The 17,936-nt window shown below is 63.1% G+C and carries 13 protein-coding genes; 9 read left to right on the top strand and 4 right to left on the bottom strand.

The features are described 5' to 3' along the window. The first annotated feature begins 35 nt into the window (after positions 1-35). Positions 36-1,676 (top strand): hypothetical protein, encoded by a 1,641-nt coding sequence (locus VQ071_RS08870; RefSeq protein WP_340513596.1) that lies wholly within the window; start codon positions 36-38, stop codon positions 1,674-1,676. A gap of 730 nt (positions 1,677-2,406) precedes the next feature. On the opposite strand, the gene VQ071_RS08865 is transcribed toward VQ071_RS08870, so the two are convergent. Both VQ071_RS08865 and VQ071_RS08860 read right to left on the bottom strand, forming a co-directional pair. Continuing rightward, positions 2,407-4,695, bottom strand: coding sequence for a hypothetical protein (locus tag VQ071_RS08865; protein WP_340513595.1), 2,289 nt, complete (start codon positions 4,693-4,695; stop codon positions 2,407-2,409). A gap of 1 nt (position 4,696) precedes the next feature. After that, on the bottom strand, positions 4,697-5,083 hold the full coding sequence (locus VQ071_RS08860; protein WP_340513594.1) for a DUF4280 domain-containing protein: 387 nt from the start codon (positions 5,081-5,083) through the stop codon (positions 4,697-4,699). A gap of 203 nt (positions 5,084-5,286) precedes the next feature. On the opposite strand from VQ071_RS08860, the gene VQ071_RS08855 reads away from it, so the two are divergent. The 5 genes from VQ071_RS08855 (at position 5,287) to VQ071_RS08835 (ending at position 13,426) form a co-directional block, all read left to right on the top strand. After that, positions 5,287-8,034 carry an adenylate/guanylate cyclase domain-containing protein gene (locus VQ071_RS08855; RefSeq protein WP_340513593.1) on the top strand — a complete coding sequence of 916 codons (2,748 nt, stop codon included), beginning with the start codon at positions 5,287-5,289 and terminating at the stop codon, positions 8,032-8,034. Positions 8,035-8,096: 62 nt separating this feature from the next. Beyond that, positions 8,097-8,615: a GNAT family N-acetyltransferase gene (locus VQ071_RS08850; protein ID WP_340513592.1), complete on the top strand. Its 519-nt coding sequence runs from the start codon at positions 8,097-8,099 to the stop codon at positions 8,613-8,615. Positions 8,616-8,637: 22 nt separating this feature from the next. Beyond that, the gene (locus VQ071_RS08845) at positions 8,638-11,676 is read left to right on the top strand and encodes a HEAT repeat domain-containing protein (RefSeq protein ID WP_340513969.1); all 3,039 of its coding nucleotides are present in this window, start codon (positions 8,638-8,640) and stop codon (positions 11,674-11,676) included. 157 nt (positions 11,677-11,833) lie between these two features. Beyond that, entirely contained in the window at positions 11,834-12,508 is a 675-nt protein-coding gene (locus tag VQ071_RS08840) for a GNAT family N-acetyltransferase (protein ID WP_340513968.1), read from the top strand. A 96-nt stretch (positions 12,509-12,604) separates the two neighbouring features. After that, positions 12,605-13,426 carry an MBL fold metallo-hydrolase gene (locus tag VQ071_RS08835; RefSeq protein WP_340513591.1) on the top strand — a complete coding sequence of 274 codons (822 nt, stop codon included), beginning with the start codon at positions 12,605-12,607 and terminating at the stop codon, positions 13,424-13,426. Between the two features lie 71 nt (positions 13,427-13,497). On the opposite strand, the gene VQ071_RS08830 is transcribed toward VQ071_RS08835, so the two are convergent. Beyond that, complete coding sequence (locus tag VQ071_RS08830) at positions 13,498-14,154, bottom strand: thiamine diphosphokinase (protein WP_445293273.1); 657 nt, start codon at positions 14,152-14,154, stop codon at positions 13,498-13,500. A gap of 227 nt (positions 14,155-14,381) precedes the next feature. Here VQ071_RS08830 and VQ071_RS08825 point away from each other — a divergent pair, with 227 nt between their 5' ends. Both VQ071_RS08825 and VQ071_RS08820 read left to right on the top strand, forming a co-directional pair. Continuing rightward, a complete protein-coding gene (locus VQ071_RS08825) occupies positions 14,382-15,032 on the top strand; it encodes a trimeric intracellular cation channel family protein (protein WP_340513967.1) in 651 nt (216 codons plus the stop codon). Positions 15,033-15,034: 2 nt separating this feature from the next. After that, positions 15,035-15,520, top strand: coding sequence for a low molecular weight protein-tyrosine-phosphatase (locus VQ071_RS08820; RefSeq protein WP_340513589.1), 486 nt, complete (start codon positions 15,035-15,037; stop codon positions 15,518-15,520). 87 nt (positions 15,521-15,607) lie between these two features. On the opposite strand, the gene VQ071_RS08815 is transcribed toward VQ071_RS08820, so the two are convergent. Beyond that, entirely contained in the window at positions 15,608-16,357 is a 750-nt protein-coding gene (locus VQ071_RS08815) for an alpha/beta hydrolase (RefSeq protein ID WP_340513588.1), read from the bottom strand. Between the two features lie 289 nt (positions 16,358-16,646). Here VQ071_RS08815 and pdhA point away from each other — a divergent pair, with 289 nt between their 5' ends. After that, complete coding sequence (pdhA, locus tag VQ071_RS08810; protein ID WP_340513587.1) at positions 16,647-17,747, top strand: pyruvate dehydrogenase (acetyl-transferring) E1 component subunit alpha; 1,101 nt, start codon at positions 16,647-16,649, stop codon at positions 17,745-17,747. Positions 17,748-17,936 lie beyond the last annotated feature (189 nt).

Genomic DNA, 17,936 nt, shown 5'->3' with positions numbered 1-17,936 from the left:
CGCGCGGTTCCGACGACAAGGAGGGGACTTGACGGATGAGAAAAGCGAGAATGTACCCGTTCGAGCGCAATCGGTATTTTTACGGCAAGCTGCTGACGGTGCGTGACTTCGAGTCGGAGCAAAAATATTTGAACAACAAGCGCAGACTGCTCAACCGGCTGCTGTTCGGGAGCGGCGTCGTCGCCGGCATGCAGGTCGTTGCCGTGGACGACAAGACGATCACGGTCGAGATGGGGCTGGCGATCGACTACTCGGGCCGCGAGGTCGTACTGCCGTCTCCGGTCACGCTGAAGCTGTCCATGATCGAGGGCTTCACGAACAACGAATACAAGAAAAACGTGTACTTGTATGTCGCCTATGACGAAAAGGGGCGCGAGCCGGTCCATTCCGTCGGCAATTCGTCGATCCGTGGCGAAGAGGTGAGCGAATACAATCGCGTGCTGGAGTCTTACCGGCTGTTCGTCAAAGAAGAGGCACCTTCTCCTTCGAGCTTCGAGCATGTGCGGCTGCTGGAGGATGTCGTCGTGCTGTACCAGGACGCCCATGTCCGCGTATCGCAGCGGATGCCCCGGTACGTCAATCCGGGCGATGTCGTCGACGTGACGCTGGTCGTGGAGAAGACGCTGCAAACGGCGAGAGTGGCGCTCAGCTTCGACTATGAAGCGGACGGCTTCAGTCCGGTCGGCGACAACGGATCGCATATCGAATTCGCGGAGCCGCGGGACGGGCAGGATACCGAGTACCGTCTGACCTACAGCGTCAAGGCGCACGATCGTCCCGATACGTCCGCCAAGCTGACGCTGCCTCCGCAGTCGGTGACGCTCGCGATCGGCGATCAGCGCGTCCCGATCGACCATGCCGCCGTCCACAAGGTGGATATCATCTCGCAGCCGGTTATGGGGCGTATTCTGAAAACCTGGTACGAGCGCTCGCTCGACCAGGCTGCCGAAGGCTCGGCGGAGCAGGAGATTTGCTTGGCGAAAATCGGCCTTCTGCAGCTCGGATCGACCTATATGATCGAGCAGGTCGAGCGGGTGCCGTTCGGGGAATACGTGCCCAACGCTTCGCTGCTGCAGAGGCTCTCCCAGGCCGACAGATCGGCATCGCTGCATCGCTTTTTTGCCGAGGCCGAGGCTTACGATCTCGAGTACGATGCGAAGCCAAGGCTCGACGTCAACTATCATCCGGAGCGCAATGCGTTCGACTTCAAGCTCGGCCTCCCGCGCCCGCAAGCGATTCAGGACGAGATCGCGACGGGAACGATCGAGGTGCCGCTGGAGCTGAACGCCAAGACGGGGCTCAAGTTTTTCTCGCGCGGCAGGCGCAACTATGTGACGGACGAGATCAAGCATGGCCTCGGCGCGGGGCAGGTGACGGTCCACGTCGGCCTGGCGCTTCAGGATACGCTGAAGGCGTCGATCTACTACGGCTCGCAGGACGTGTTCAAAGGAACCGAGTACGAGTCGGACGTCCCGAACGTGGACTTCGGCACGATCGTCTATCCCGAGCACGGCGGATTCCGCATCGGCATGCGGCTGAACGGCTCCACGGAGGCGGACAAGCTGAGCGTGCGCTGGTGGGCGTTCAAAAAGCTGCAGGAAGGCGCGTCGGCCGACGACGAGAGCGAACTGTCCGCCCGCCGCGAAGCTGCGCCCGGACGCGAGGAGCGCGGCTGAGGCTGCCGCTGACACGAATAGCATAGCCGCTTCGCGTCGTCGTACCGGAGGGCGGGCGAGACAAACAAGCCGCATCGCGGTCCCTGGGGGGCTGCGGTGCGGCTTGTTTGAATTGTCGGCAGACGGTCCATTGCGCGTAAAGTGAGGAGTGGGCGGACGAGCATGTAATGAGTGGGGGAATGTGCTGTAAGCGAGGAAATCAACGTTACTGGAGAGACGAGGGAGCCGGATCGTGCTGCAAGCGAGAAAAGCGCTGCTACAGGAGAGAGGCGCGGCTGTAAGCGAGAAAAGCACCGTTGCAGGGGGGACTGCGGCATGGGATCGTGCTGTAAGCGAGAAAAGCGCTGCTACAGGAGGGAGGCGCGGCTGTAAGCGAGGAAAGCACCGTTGCAGGGGGGACTGCGGCGTGGGATCGTGCTGTAAGCGAGAAAAGCGCTGCTACAGGAGAGAGGCGCGGCTGTAAGCGAGAAAAGCACCGTTGCAGGGGGGACTGCGGCATGGGATCGTGCTGTAAGCGAGAAAAGCGCTGCTACAGGAGAGAGGCGCGGCTGTAAGCGAGAAAAGCACCGTTGCAGGGGGGGCTGCGGCGTGGGATCGTGCTGTAAGCGAGAAAAGCGCTGCTACAGAGAGATTGCTGCCGGAGTAACGAAATAACCGTCAGGGCGGTTTGCCCTGACGGTTGCTTTTAGTGTGTTTGGGCGAATGGTGAGGGGGCGGGAGCATCCTCGAGCTATACTTGGAAAACGCCGATCGTCAGCCGGACCGGCTTGTCGTTGTTGTAATTGAAGTTGTACAAAATGCCGTTCCACTCGTAGGACATCGTGTAGAGCTTGCCCGACGCTTCCGTTTTAACGCCTTTTGCCGACGCTTTTTGGAGCGTGCCAAGCATGTCGTTGATGACGTATTTGTTCCATGTACGGACGAGTGTGACGGCGTACGCTTCGGGATTGTCCGGGTCGGGCTCCAGCTTGAAGCTGAACTGAATGCCGCCGTAGACTAGCTCGACCGGAGAACCCGCCGTGCCTACCTCATCGCCCGAAGGGAGACTCGGGGGCGTATTGGCAGCGCTGCTGCCGGTGCTTGCTCCGTTGACAACCGCGCCGCCTGCGGCGGTCGTCTTTGCGGGACTCGTGCCGCCGGCAGCAGTCTGCTGCTGGCTGATGCTCGGACCCGCAGCGTTTGCGCCTCCTGCTGCCGGCTGCGTCAAGTTGTCGCCGGCGCCGGCCCCGCCGTTTGCTGCTTCGCCTGTAGTCGATGCGCCGCCGCTGCCTGCCGCATCCGTCGCCGATCCGCTGCCGGACGACGGCGTGCCGACCACGGCGCCCGCCGCTCCTGCTGACGCGGCTTCGCTGCCTGCTTCAGTCTGCGTCCCCGCGCCAGTCGCTCCGCCGCTCGCCGCGCCGGCACCGGCCGCGCTCGCGCCAGCCGCTCCGGTGCTCACCGAGTCAGTACCCGCCGTGCCCGTCGTACCCGAGCCGGCCGTACCTGCGCCCGCAGCCCCGTTGCTCGCCGTACCAGCACCTGCGCCCGCTGCTCCGCTACTCGCCGCACCAGCACCTGCGCCCGCCGCTCCGTTGCTCGCCGTACCGGCTCCGGCACCCGCCGCACCCGCACTCGCAGCACCCGCGCCCGCAACTCCGCTACTCGCCGCACCAGCCCCGGCTCCAGCCGTACCCGCACTAGCAGCGCCTGCGCCCGTCGCACCTGCACCCGCACCACTCGAACCCGCGCCACCAGTCCCTGCACCCGCCGTGCCCGCACCTGCCGAATCATTGCCTCCCGCGCCCGTATCCGGCGTCTCGCCTGCGTCGCCGCCCGTGCCGGCGTCCTTCGAACCCGGCTGCGCGTCCGGCGCACCGAGCTTCTCCTGCAGCGTCGCGAGCGCCATGCCCATGAAGGCGGCGGGGTCGGCCCGTCCGGCGCTGAACATGCCCCTGTAGAGCACCGTGCCGTTCGGGTCCAGCAGCGCGCCGAAGCCTTGATACTGGTCGGCGCGGAACGTGCCCTGGTACAGCGGCGTGCCGTCCGCGTTGAACGCTTGTCCTTCGCCGTCGCGCAGGCCGCCGACAAAAGCGCCCGCGTACACGGTGACGCCTTGCTCGCTGAGCAGCGCGCCCGCGCCCTGGTACTGTCCGCGCACGAATGCGCCCTTGTACAGCGGCGCGCCCGACGCCGCATACTCGGTGCCCTCGCCGGATGGCAGTCCGGCGGCGAACGCGCCTTCGTAGCGAAGCGTTCCTCCGACATACTCCTTGCCTGCGCCTTCGTATTGTCCGCCCGCGAACGCGCCTTCGTAGACCGGCTTGCCGTCGTCGCCGTACAGCTTGCCCTCGCCCTGGTACAGTCCCTGGACGAACGCGCCCGTATACTTCACCTTGTCCTTGGCCGCGTAGAGCGTCCCGTTGCCCTCGTACTTGCCTGCGGCGAATGCGCCTTCATACACGACGCTGCCGTCCGGCGCGTACAGCGTGCCCGCGCCGTTGTAGGCGTCGGCGGCGAATGCGCCGCGGTACAGCAGGCTGCCGTCCGGCGCGTACGCTTCGCCGGAGCCGGCGCGCACGCCTTTGACGAAATCGCCGAAGTACAGCAGCTTGCCGTCGCCGTACAGCTTGCCGACACCGCTGTACTGTCCGCTCTCGAGCGGTCCGACATAGACGACGCTTCCCGTGGCGTCCACGATCTTGGCGGTGCCGGTGTAGCCCTTGTCCAGCGCCGCGGCAGCCTCGTACGTAGGCGTGCGGGCAAACCACTTGTCCACGAATTTGGGCGGGTTAATAAAGCCGAAGTAAGCGACGGCCAGCCCGATCAGCACGATCAGGACGACGAGCTTCTTGGCGATATAGTAGCTGCCGACCTTCCAGTAGTTGTCGAGCGAGCGCAGCCCGCCGCCGAGGACGGCGCGAGCCCACTGGATCAGCCACTTGAGGGCGCGCTTGGGCAGCGTCTTGGCCTGCTTGAGCGGCCGCAGGATGCGTCGTTGGATCGGCTTGATGAACGGCTTGAGTATCGTCTCTATCATCTTAAGGCACCTGAATCGTAAATTGGCCGGGGAGATTGATCTGGATGATGCCGCCGTAGCTGCACATGCACTTGGACGAGCCGTTCAATGCGGGGAAGTTGCCGACCAAGACGGTCGGGGAGCCGGGCGTCCAGGGCGCGGCGGTCATGGGCGTGCAGGGCATCGGCGTCATCACGCCGAGCTTGGCCGCCGTGGCGGCCGCTACGGTAGGGTTGGCCATCGAATTGCACATGCCGAACGGCATGATGTTCACGAATGGCTTGTTATCCATAATGTTGGCGATCGGCATCGCGGTCATCGTCCTGCTGGCCGGCAGCACGTTTAACGTTGAGGGAGCTACTCCGAACGAGCATTGCATCATCGCGCCGCCGCAAACCAGTTGTCCCATGCCCCATGTCACGCTCTTTTCCGATATAGGTAGAATTAATTATAGGAACAATCTATCAATATTTATATCCATAGTACCTCAATTTTTGAAATCTGTCATTTTGTGTTGACGGGGGGTGAATTAAGGAAGAACTTGTAGTACGATGAAACTATTGAGGTTCTCTCCGCAGAACCGTCGGAAGAGAAAGCGGGCGCCTATAATCGATGAAAAAAGTGGCTGTGTTGCTAGTATTGCTGTCTCTCGCGCTGTCCGGCTGGTCGGGATACACGCTCGCCGAGCGGGGCGACAAAAACGCGACGTCCTGGAAAACGACGCAAGGACTGAATAACCTGTCCCTGTCGGCTTCCGGCGGGGACGGCTCGATCGCCGTCGTGAGCGATTCGAAGCAGCATATCGAACAGTTGGACGCGGACGGGACGCTGCTCCGCCAGATGTCCTACGCGGCCGCAGGCCGGGACGCCAGAATCGACTTCAACGAAGCGGTCGCGGACGGAGAGGGCCGCATCTATGCGCTGGCTACCGCGCTCGATTCCTACGGTCTGTACGTGCAGAACGAACGAATATTGCGCTATGACGGCGGCGGCAAAAACGGAAAGCTGCTGTTCGAACGAAAAGGGGACGGCGCGAGCAAGCGCATCGGCCAGATCAGGGGCCTGCAACTTGCCGGAGACTCGCTTTATTTTTACGAGGCGGCTGCCGACAAGCTCCAACTGAAAAAAATCGTACTGCCGGACGGCGCGCCCGAGACGGTGTTCGAATTTACGCTTCCCCAGGATCGTTACTTGTCGGAGATTACGGGCACCGAGCCGGGACAAATCTACTTCACGACGCGCAGAGGCAGCATCTACCGGGTGAACGCCGACGGCACGAGCGCCAAGCTGTATCCGGAAACTGCGGCCGGCGGCAACTCCAAAAACTTCCCCGAGCTGCTGACGCTGCGCGCGGACGGCTCGCTCATGTTCGTCGACCGTCTCGTCAACGCCGTCGCGGTGCTCGATCCACTCGCCCCCGCCGCCGCCAAGACCGTGCTCGAGGACGCGGCTCTGCGCCGCGCGGCTCCCGGGCTGGACAGCTACGAGATGATGGACGTCAGGCAGACGCCGACGGGCTATACGGTCGTGCTGAACGACCGGCTCCTGCTGTTCGCGGCCGACTTCTCCCCGGCGGGTCAGGTCTCGCAAGCCTCGCTGGACAGCCGTACGCTGTGGGAGCGCCGGCTCGTATGGGGCGTCTTCTGGCTCGGCTTGCTCCTGCTCGCATTTTCCTCGCGCTTGTTCCACATTCACGTGCTTAAGCGGCGCACCTCCCTTTTTCTCAAGCAGGTGCTCGCCACCGTGCCGGCGATTCTGATCGCCATGATCTTGCTTTCCAACTTTATATACGACAGCTTCTCCTCCCGGATGGAGACGCAGATGCAGCGGGAGCTCGCGCTGCTCGCGCGCAACGGCCAGAACCTGATCGACGGCGACCGTCTCGCCCGCTTGCACTCGCCGTCCGATTACGGCAGCGCGGATTACAAGGCGATCCGTACCAAGATGAATTTCCTGTTCGAGGGCGAGGACAGCGAGCAGCGGCAGGGCCTGTACAGCACGCTGTACAAGTACGAGGGCGGCAGGATCTACATTGTCATGGACGACGACGACGGGGTCAACATGTTCAAGCCGTTCGAGGAGAGCGAGGACAATGCGGCGGTGTTGAAAGAAGGCGTCATCCGCACGGGACATTGGGAGGATGCGGACGGCAAGTGGCTGTACGCGATCGGGCCGGTGCGGGACAGCGAGGGCCGGATCGTCGGCATCTATGAGACCGGCCGCGATCTGAGCGTTCTGCAGCGGGAGAACCGCACCATCTACTACAATATTATTCAAAATATATTGATGATTACGGCCGGCCTCATCGTGCTGGTCACGCTCGCGACGTTTTTCCTGCTGTCTCCGATCCGCAAGCTGCGCCGCAGCGTCATGGCGATGGCCAACGGAGATTGGGACGTAGAGGCGAAGCTGCGCAACCGCGACGAGGTAGGGGATCTGGGCGAGCAGTTCAACCGGATGGCCCGCTATATCCGCCAGCACATCTCGGACATTACGTCGTTCAGCGAAGCTTCCTACCGGTTCGTGCCGCAGCAGTTTTTTCATTCGCTCGGCAAGAGAGGCATTCTCGATATCAGACTCGGCGATCAGATTCAGAAAAATATGGCCGTCATGGTCGCCAATCTGCGCGATTTCAGGCAGCTGTCCAAGACGCTGAGTCCGAAGGAAAACTTCGACTTCATGAACTCGTTCCTGCGGCGCTTCGGGCCGATCGTACGGCAGGAGGACGGTCTGATCAGCAAATATTTGGGTGCGGGCTTCATGGCGCTGTTCCCCGGCCATGCCGAGGAGGCGATCCGGGCGGCCGTGGCGATACGCCGCGAGCTGGCCGTCTACAACCAGCACCGGCGCGGCTCGGGGTATGTGCCGGTCGACATCGGGATCGCGCTTCACAAGGGGCCGCTCATGCTCGGCATCATCGGGGAGGAGCGCCGCTGGGAGGGCAATGTCATCTCGGACGACGTGCAGCGGACGACGACGCTCGAGCAGATCTCGGACCTGGTCGGATGCTGCATCGTCGCGACGCGCGACTATTACGAGCAGCTGCGGTCGCCCGAGCGCTTCCTGCATCGCTCGCTGGGCCGCATTCGGCTGGAGGGCAGCGACGAGGCGATGGAGCTGATCGATATTTTCGAAGGAGATCCCGAGCAGCAGCGCGCGGCCAAGGAACGGACGAAGGCGTTGTTCGAGCGCGGACTGGCACTGTGCCAGGAAGGGCGGTTCTACGACGCGCGCGAGACATTCGTCGAAGTAATCAAGCAGAACCGGATGGACAAGGCTGCCAAGCTCTACTTTTATTTGTGCGACGAGTACTATCAGAAGGGCTCGGGCGCCGGCTGGAACGGTACGCTCGCGGTCTGACAAGGCCAAGCGAAGCCGTGAAGCGCAGCTAAGCGGAGGATGGGAAGCGGGAGGGTTCGGAATTGGACAGCAATACGATTACCGTGCGCATCATCGATACGCGCGAAGCCGCAGACGCGGTCGTCGCTTTTCTTTTGTCGCCGCAGGCGTTCGACGACGAACGTCCGACGCCGGGCGAAGAGGAGCACTTCCGTACGCTCCCCTATATGGCGCTGGAGGGCAAGACGATCTACTGGTATGCGACGGACGCAGCCGGCGCGGTCGTCGCCGCTACCGGCGTCGCGGAGAACGAGCAGCGTACGGGCGGTTATACGTGGGATTACCTTGTCGTACGCAGAGATTACAGACGGGGCGGCCTCGCTCTTCGGCTGGCCGGCGAGATGCTGGATTGCCTGACCGCGCGCGGCGCCCGTTTCTTGGTGACCTATACATGCGACCTGCCCGTTTACGACGGGGTTCGGCGCTTGTTCGAGCGGCTCGGCTTTACGTTGAACGGCCGGTTGCCTCACTATTACTTCGATGGGGAAGACCGGCTTATTTATTATTTGAATCTGCGGCCCACAGACAGCCTGCAGCGTTAGCAGAAGGAAAGAAGTGACAGTCATGAATATGGCGCATGCCCTCGGAAGGCTGGGCGTACGTACCGAAGATCGGCGCAAAGTCAAGCTGATGACGCCGATCTTTCTCGTCTGCGGGATCGCCGAGGCGCTGACCTACAACGGCTTTATTACGTTGTTCAGCCAGCGCTTCGGCAGCGAATATTTGCCGTACATATATGCGGGCGAAGCATTGATACTGCCGCTCGAGGCGTGGTTTATGAGCTGGCTGGCGATGAAGCTGTCCAAGCCTGAACTGATGAAGACGATGTACGCCGTCATGACGGCAATTGTGCTCGCGGACGCGGCCGTGCTGGCGGCGCTTCGGATTGCGGGCGCGGACCTGCATTGGTTTTATCCGGTGCTGTTCCTGACCTCGAGCTTTGTCGTCCGCCAGCAGACGGTGCTGCTATGGAGCCTTGCCGTCGACGTCTGTCCGACGCAGCAGGCCAAGCGGCTGATGCCGTTGTTCGTGTCGGGCGCGACGCTCGGGGGCATGGCAGGCGGCCTGCTCACGCAGGCGCTCAGCCCGCTCGGTGCGGAGCTCGTGTACGGGCTCGGACCGGTATTGCTCATTGCCGCTTCCTTTAATTACCGCAAGGCGATCGCACAGTACCTGGTCCCGCTCGCGCTGCGGGCGGAGTCCGCCGAGACGGACGAGACGGCGAATTCCTTTCATTATATGAAACGCACATTCCGCTCGCCGTTTTTGCTAGGTGTGATGGGTCTGATGACGCTCATGCCTGCGCTCTACTACTTGGCGGAATTTCTGTTTTTGAATACGGCACACGGCTTTTATCAGGACGAGCAGCAATTCGCGCGCATGTTCGGCGTGGTGTCGACGCTGCTGTTTTTTCTCGCCTTTCTGGTCCAACTGGCTTCGGGCAAGCTGGTCGCCTGGTTCGGCGCGAGCGGGATGCTGGTCGCGATCGCCGCCGCATATGCGGCTGCCTTCGGCATTTCCGCTGTGCTGCTGGGCAGCCAGGCCGCAGCGGTGGCTGCCGCAGCGGGTGCCTACATGCTGACCAACGTGCTCATTTTTTACTCGGCGGAGCCGTCGTTCCAGCTGTACTACAAGACGCTGCCGATCACGCAGCGGGACGGCTACAGGTATGCCGCGCAGGGGCTCGCGTCGTTCTTCGGCATTCTGCTCGGCGCGGGCCTGCAGTCGCTGCACAAGGCGGCAGGCCTCGGTTATCCGCTGCTGGCTGCGATCGGCGCCGGCGCGGCCGTCCTGTTGACGGCGCTCGCCTGGACCGTGCGGCGGCTGTATATGCGGGAGCTGGTCAGAGGCGTTCAGACGCTCGGACTCGAGGACCGGGAGCTGATGGACTCTTACCGGGAGTTTTTCGGCAACGCGAAGGCAATGGGCTCTGTAGTTGCGCTGCTCCGGCACGAGCACGAAGGCGTGCGGGAGATCGCCGCCGACATCGTCGGGCGGACGCAGGACGAGCGTTATGCGCCAGAGCTGCTGCGCCTGCTGGACGACGCCGGCCCGGGCGTGCGGGCCGCCGCGCTGCGCGCCGTGAATCTGGCCGGCGCCGACCTGCAGGCGCTCGTTCGGATCGGCGCCGTGCTGGAGGACGAGGAGCCTGCCGTGCGAGCGGAGGGCGTCCGGCGGATGGCGCAGATGAAGCAGTGGCCGGCGCAGGCGTTTTTCTTTTTGCGGATGAAGCTGCTCGATCCGCATCCGGCCGTCGTCGCCGAAGCCGTCAAGGCGATGTATGCGCTCGAGAGCGAGTCGAGCTACGAAGCGTGCTTCGAGGCGATCGAGCGGCTGCTCGCGCAGGGCGGCGAGCCGGCGGCGCATGTATGCGGCGTCGTCGCGGAGCTGCGGCTGCAGCGGTTCGCGGAGCAGGTCGAGCGGCTGCTCGGCGATGCGCACCCGGCCGTGCGGCTCGCCGCGACTGCCTGCCTGGGCAAGCTGGGCGCCACGCATCTGATCCCGCAGCTGCTCGAGCGTCTGCCGGCAGGGGACCAGGAGCTGCTGAGCGTCACCGAGCGGGCGCTGACCGATATGGACGCCGCGGGCGCGCAGGCGCTGGTCGCGGCGCTGCCGGGCGCGCATGCGCAGACGTGGCGGGTGGCGATGGGTGCGCTCGCCGCCGTGCTGCCGGAAGACGAAGTCCGCGGACTTCTGACGGACGAAGCGATCCTGCGGATGGGCGAACTGGACGAGGTGGCTGCTTACCCCGCCGCGTTCCGCGCCGTCGGGCGGGAGGATCTGGCCGCGCTCGCTTCGCTGAGGTTCAGCGGGCAGCTCCAGCGGGTGCAGGAGGCCGTCTGGTCGCTGCTCGTCCGTCTGACCGACGAGCAGGTCGTGTCGTCGATTCGCAGGGCGCTGGACGATCCCGACGACGAGACGAGGAACAACGGCCTCGAGGTGCTCGCCGAAGGCGCGGGCGACCGCAGGCTCGCGCAGCGGCTGGCCGCGGTGCTGCAGGCGGACTACGACGGCGCCGATCGTCCGCAGATGACGGCGGAGCAGGCAGGGGCGGTGCTGGCGCACGCATCGCGGTCGACGGACGATTGGTGGCCCGAGATGGCGGCGGAAGCCGGGAGGGAGCGTGACGTTCACATGGAAGCGCAGGGGATGCTCAGCAGGCTGAACAAAGTCATTTATTTGAAAAACGTGCCGTTCTTTGCGGACCTGACGCTGGAGGAACTCGGCCTGATCGCCGGCATCTCCGCCGAGCGCACGTTCGAGGACGGCGAAGCGCTGCTGGTGCGGGGAGAGACGAGCGAAGCGCTCTACGTGATCGTGGACGGGAACGTGGAGCTGACGAGCATCACCGCGGCCGGCCTGGAGGCGACGCTCGGCGTGCTGGGCGCAGGCGAAGTGTGCGGCGCCACTTCCGCGCTCGACGAGTCCGCATCGACGGTATCGGCCCACGCGCTGCTCGGCGACGTGCGGGCGCTCGGCCTTCAGCGCGAGGCGCTGACCCGCCTCATCCGGCTGTATCCGGACATCGGCCTCGGTCTGCTTCGCGCCTCGCTCGCGCGCGTGCGGCTGCTGGAGCAGATGATGATGAGAATCGACTCCTAGCGGACAATGCACCCAGTACGCCGCTTTCCAACTTTACAAGCAGGACTGATTCTATTAGGATTTAAGACAAGAGCTGGCGATTGCTGAGGAAGACCGGGCGTATGCCGCCCCGTCTTCTTTTTTTCATGCGCCGGGAACAGGAGGAATGGTCATGGCTTTGGAATATCGCAAGATTGAATCGATCGACGATGCTTACTTTGCCAAAATGCATGAACTGATGGGACGTGTATTCCCGCCGGAGGAGGTGCTGGCGTTCGAGCTGTGGCGGGAGCCGCTGCTGGACCCGACGATCCAGGTGTACGTCGCGGTGCTGGACGGCGAGGTCGTCGGCGCGACGGAATACCGCTACCGGCCGGAGTTCGCCGTGGCGATGACCGACTTCACGATTGTGGGGCGCGCGGGTCTCGGCATCGGCCGCTTCCTGCTCGTGCAGCGCGAGGCGCATCTGAAGCGGCTCGAAGCGGAGAGCGGCGTGCCGATGCTGGGCATGTTCGCCGAGATTTACGACCCGGCGCAGCTGGACGAAGGTGAGACCGCCGGTCCGGTCGGACCGATGCATCCCGCCGTCCGCCGCGAGGTGCTGTCGCATCTGGGCTTCAAGCGGCTCGAGCTTGCTTATGTGCATCCGTCCTGGGATCACGAGGGCAAGGCGGTGACCGGTCTTGATCTGTGCTTCAGGCCTACGGACGACGAGCTGTCCGAGCTGCCGGCATCGCTGGCCGCGGGATTCCTGCGCTGGTATTATGCGGCGCTGCCGAACAAGCCGGAGGCTTGGGAGACGATGGTCGCCGGGCTCCAACGGCAGGAGCGCGTGCGCCTGCTGCCTATCTGAGCGCCAGGCACCGCCGGGCGGAAGGTTCATCACCGACTAGAATAACGGGACGGGAGCAGTTGTTCATCCCGCCTTCAAGAGAGAAGGAAACTCGTTTTGTCGAGCTTGCATGACGATATGTTCATTACAATATTGGGCAACGGCGATTCGCTCGGCACGCCGCGCGTGTACTGCGAATGCGCCGTCTGCGCGGAGGCGCGCACCGGCGGCCGCAACGTGCGGCGGCGCTCGGCGATCTGGCTGAACGCGGCGGACGAGTCGCCGCTGCTCGTCGACTGCGGACCGGACTGGCGCCATCAGATGGAGCGCCTCGGCGTCAGGCGGGTGGAGCGGGCGCTGCTGACGCATGCGCACATCGATCACATCGGCGGGCTGGCGGAGTGGGCGGATGCCTGCCGCTGGCTGGAGACGACGGCAGAGCTGCATGCGCCTGCGGAGGTGCTCGCCGACGTCCGCACCCGATATCCGTGGATCGGCGGTCGGCTCCTGCATCGGCCGATTGACGTGAGCGGGAGGCTGTCCTACGGCGGGTGGACGATCACGACCTGGAAGGTCAACCACGGGAAAAACGGCTATTCGTACGCCTACCGGTTCGATCACCCGGACGGCGGGGCGTGGGCTTACTGTCCCGATTCTATCGACCTGACGGAAGCGCAGAAGGCGCCGCTGCGCGGATTGTCGCTGCTGATTCTCGGTACGAGCTTCTATGAGGAGCCGTACCCGATGGAGACGCGGTCGCTGTACGATGTCAAGGAGGGATTGCTGCTCGCAGCGGAGGTCGGCGCCGGGTCCGTCGTCTTTACGCATCTGTCGCACGATATCGATGTCAGACGGGATTACGGCCTGCCGGCCTGGGCGAGCTACGCCTATGAGGGCATGGAGCTGCGCGTGTCCGCCGCCGCTATCAGACAGGGCTGAAGCGACATGGCGCGGTTTTTGCCGTCATACGAAGAAACGTCAGGGCCGGCATGCGCCCTGACGTTTCTGCTTTAATCCCGGCTTCGAATGACGAGCAGCGAGCCGCCGCGAAGCGCGATGAAGCCTTCGTCGGCTGTCAGCACATTGCTGACGCCGAGCGACATGCCTTGACGCAGCGTGGCGTCCGAGAGCGGGTAGGCGAACCCGGTCAGCGTGACGCCTGTCGCTTCGGCGGTCAGGGGCAGCAGCGATACAAAAGGGTAGCGGGCATCGGCTTCAAGGCGGCCGCCTTCGGTCAGGAGGCGAATCTCGTTGTGCGCGTCCACGAGGATGGCCTTCGCTCCGGCCTCCGCCGCGACGACGAGCAGTTGGACGTTGGCCAGACTATGGTCGAACCGGGTGCCGAGGCCGCCCGCGATGACGATGTCCCGGTAGCCGCGCGCCAGCGCTTCGCGAAGCGCAAGCTCGGTGTCGGACCAATCTTTGTCCACCGGATCGTACTCGGCCGTCTCGGCGGCTGCGGCGCGGATGCGCGCGAGCGCCTCGCCGTCGACCGAGTCGAAGTCGCCGAGGGCGAGATCGGGCGCGATCCCATGCTCGACGAGATAGAGGGCGCCCCGGTCTGCGCCGATGAGATAGTCGTCGGGCTGCGCGAGCGCGAGGCTCCAGGGGCCGAGACTGCCGCCGGTGAAGATGAGCGCGCGTTCGGAAGAAGACGGATTAGGCAACACTTTTCCTCCTGCCATTCAGTAAATGCGGCGAAAACCGCGAATAAATTCAGTATAAGGGCAATCGCGGTCAGATGCGACCCGCTTCCCGGTTCCAAGTGCGCACTATTGGCGCAAATTCTCCGTTGCAGCATTCGCCCGTCACCCGATACAATAGATAGGGCGGTTCGCGGGATGCATGCGCGGCGCCGCCGGATTAGAATCGGCCGGGGGTTATCGTCTTGACTTTGGACGTGTTTGAATGGTTCAGCATTATCGGCACGATAGCGTTCGCCGTGAGCGGCGCGATCGTCGCCATGGAGGAGCACTACGACATGCTGGGCGTATTCGTGCTCGGTCTCGTGACTGCGTTCGGCGGCGGGATCGTGCGCAATCTGCTCATCGGCGTGCCCGTGACGACACTCTGGAGCCAGGGGCTCCTGCTGAAGACGGCGGTCATCTCTATCATTATCGTATTCGTGCTGCCGGTCTCATGGATTTATCATTGGAAAAGAAGCGAAGCTTTTTTTGACGCGATCGGACTCGCCGCATTCGCCATTCAGGGTGCGCTGTACGCCGTAGAGGCGAAGCTGCCGGTCAGCGCTGTCATGGTGGCAGCGATGATGACGGGCATCGGGGGCGGCATGATCCGCGATATTATGGCGGGACGCAAGCCGCTCGTGCTGCGCGACGAGATCTATGCGGTGTGGGCGCTGCTGGCGGGCATGGCCGTCGGGGTCGGAGAGCTCCAGATGACCTGGACGCTGCTCGCGCTGTTCGCGGCGACCGTGACGCTGCGCATGCTGTCGGTTCATTATAAATGGAGGCTGCCGCGCAGAAAGCTGCTGGCTTACGGCGGACAAGCGGGCCCGGCTGTCGATGAAGGGAAGGGGTTATGAGCATGTATCGCGTATTGTTCGTATGTCTGGGCAACATCTGCCGCTCGCCGATGGCGGAGGCGGTATTCCGGGAGCGGGTGGCGCGCGCGGGCTTGTCCGGCGCGATCGAGATCGACTCGGCCGGCACGGGAGATTGGCATCTCGGCAAGCCGCCGCACGAAGGGACCCGCCGCATTCTCGATGCCCAGGGCATCTCCTATGAAGGCATGCTCGCGCGGGGCGTGCGTCCGGAGGACGGAGAGCGCTTCGACCTGCTCGTCGCGATGGACGAGAGCAATGTGAAGGCGATTCGCGAGGCACTGGGGGCCAAGACGCGGGCGGAGGTCGTTCGCTTCCTGTCGTTCGTACCGGACGCACGTCTGACCGATGTGCCGGACCCATATTATACGGGCGACTTCGAGGAGACATACGCGCTGATCAGCGAAGCGAGCGATCGGCTGCTGGCTCATCTGCTGGAGACGGGCAAAGTGACAGCGGCGGCACGGTAGCTGCACGAAAAGAATGGAGAGCGCGCGCAAGTGCCGTCAATTAAAAAAAGCTGAGTTCGCGTCATCATCGGCGCGAACTCAGCTTTTTTACATATGCGCCTGCGGTCCGAGGAATGCGCCGAGCGCTTCGGGCAGCTCCGTTTGCCAGAAGCCCCATTTGTGCTCGCCGTCTTTTTCCCGGTAGTCGACGTACGCGCCCTTGCTCTCGAGAATCCGCTTCGCCGCCCGGTTCAGCTCGACGAAGTTGTGGATGCCGCGGTCGGTCTCATAGGCGGTCTCCTGCAAGCCAACCGTCATCCATACGCCCAGTCCGGCCAGCTCGCCCTCGCCGGCCGCCTTCATCTGGGCGATCGAAGCGCCGTAGTAGGCGCCGGACAGCGAGAGCAGCCGATTGAACAAGTCGGGACGGCGCAGGGCGATGGACATCGACACCGTCGCGCCGAGCGAATCGCCTGCGAGCAGACGCGCATCGGGGGAAGGGCGGGCGGCGAAGTTTTTTTCCACGAACGGGACGAGCTCTTCGAACCAAAAATTCAGATAGGCCTCATGCCGCTCGCTGCCCGCCAAATATTCCTCGGTGCGCACCGATTTGTCGACGTCGACGGCCGCGATGATGAACGGCTCCCAGCTTTCCTCGAGAATAAGTCTGTGGGAGATCGTGGCGATTCTGCCGAAATTGAAAAAATCTTCGCCGTCCTGACAATAAACGACCGGATAGCTGAGCCATTCCTGATACCCCGGGGGTAAATAGAAGCGGACGGATCGCTCGCCCTGTTCCAGGTAATTACTGGGGATGATATGTTTGACGACAGTTCTGCGCACGGGGGACTCTGACATTTCGTTATCTTCCTTTCACAAGACCCGGACAAACGTATGGCGGCGCCGCGACAAGGGAAAAACATAGGAATGTCCGCTGCGGCGCCTGCCATTTTCAGGGCCTCATCCAGAGATTTGTATTAATGTGTTATACAACAATTAAGAAACTGTACTAGAAACATTTTGCGCTTTCATTTGATGAGAATTCAATAAATATGCCTTTTTTCTTTGACCAAACCACTAGGGCAGCGATATAATAATTCTATAACAGAAACCCCTCTTCCACAATTCATGACGAGGAGATGTAACAATGAGCAAAGGTTCTTTGGACGCGCCGGCCAAGCCGGGGCAGCAAGCAGCGCATATTGTGCATTCGGAAGACGTAACGCCGCTTCAAGTATTGTCCCCTGAAGGCGAAGTGGTCAATGCAGAGGCGATGCCGAACCTGACCGACGAGCAATTGAAGGAAATTATGTACCGCATGGTATTTACCCGCACTTGGGACGATCGGGCCGTCAATCTCGGCCGTCAGGGCCGTCTCGGCTTCTACGCGCCCGTATCCGGTCAGGAGGGCACGATGGTCGGCAGCGAATACGCGCTGACGAAGGAAGACTTCGTCTGCCCGGGCTACCGCGATATGCCGCAGCTCGTATGGCACGGCCTGCCGCTGTACCAGGCGTTCCTGTATTCGCGCGGCCACCAGCACGGCGGCCAGATTCCCGAAGGCGTGAACGTGCTGATGCCGCAGATCATCATCGGCGCGCAGATCCTGCACGCGACGGGCGTCGCCATGGGCTTCAAGCTCAAGAACGAGAAGCGCGTCGCGATCACGTACACCGGCGACGGCGGCTCCTCCGAGGGCGACTTCTACGAGGGCATGAACTTTGCCGGCTCGTTCAAGCTGCCGGTCATTTACTTCGTACAGAACAACGGCTACGCCATCACGACCCCGTTCGCCAAGCAGACGGCCGCCCAGTCGATCGCCCACAAGGCGCTCGCTGCCGGCATCCGCGGCGTGAAGATCGACGGCATGGACGTGCTGGCCGTCATCTCCGCCGTGCAGGAAGCTGCCGAGATCGCCCGCGAGGGCGGCGGCGCGACGCTGATCGAAGCGGTCACGTACCGTTTCCGACCGCACTCGATGTCCGATGACGCGACCAAGTACCGCACCAAGGAAGAAGAGCAGGAGTGGGCGCTGCGCGATCCGCTCGTACGCTTCGGCAAGTACCTTGAATCGAAGGGCCTGTGGTCGGAAGAGGACACGGCCCGCGTCAAGGAAGAAGCGAAGGCTGCCGTGAACGAGCACATCAAGAAGGCCGAGCAAACGGAAAAAATGACGGTCGCCGGCCTGATCGACTCGATGTTCGAGACGACGCCTCCGCACCTCGAAGAGCAAAAAGCCGACTTTTAACCGAAGGCGGCATCGATTCGGCGTCCGGCGCCGGGCGATGCCGTCCGGTTCCCGCGCGCAGTGGACCCGGCGGCCGATAACCGCACGAGCTGCCCGCGCGTTCGGACGATGGCGGAGGCTTGAGGCCGGTCCGCTCAATATTAACGGTACGCCTGCTTCGTGCAGTCGTCATCCTATAGATGGGAGAGT

It is taken from the genome of Cohnella sp. 56 (assembly GCF_037963805.1).
In the GTDB taxonomy this organism is placed as follows: domain Bacteria; phylum Bacillota; class Bacilli; order Paenibacillales; family Paenibacillaceae; genus Cohnella.
This window is presented reverse-complemented; position numbering and strand designations above follow the sequence as displayed.

Coding starts and splice junctions, on each gene's coding strand:
- VQ071_RS08870 (WP_340513596.1), top strand. CDS start 36: ATGAGAAAAGCGAGAATGTACCCGTTCGAGCGCAATCGGTATTTTTAC.
- VQ071_RS08865 (WP_340513595.1), bottom strand. CDS start 4,695: ATGATAGAGACGATACTCAAGCCGTTCATCAAGCCGATCCAACGACGC.
- VQ071_RS08860 (WP_340513594.1), bottom strand. CDS start 5,083: ATGGGACAACTGGTTTGCGGCGGCGCGATGATGCAATGCTCGTTCGGA.
- VQ071_RS08855 (WP_340513593.1), top strand. CDS start 5,287: ATGAAAAAAGTGGCTGTGTTGCTAGTATTGCTGTCTCTCGCGCTGTCC.
- VQ071_RS08845 (WP_340513969.1), top strand. CDS start 8,638: ATGAATATGGCGCATGCCCTCGGAAGGCTGGGCGTACGTACCGAAGAT.
- VQ071_RS08820 (WP_340513589.1), top strand. CDS start 15,035: ATGTATCGCGTATTGTTCGTATGTCTGGGCAACATCTGCCGCTCGCCG.
- VQ071_RS08815 (WP_340513588.1), bottom strand. CDS start 16,357: ATGTCAGAGTCCCCCGTGCGCAGAACTGTCGTCAAACATATCATCCCC.
- pdhA (WP_340513587.1), top strand. CDS start 16,647: ATGAGCAAAGGTTCTTTGGACGCGCCGGCCAAGCCGGGGCAGCAAGCA.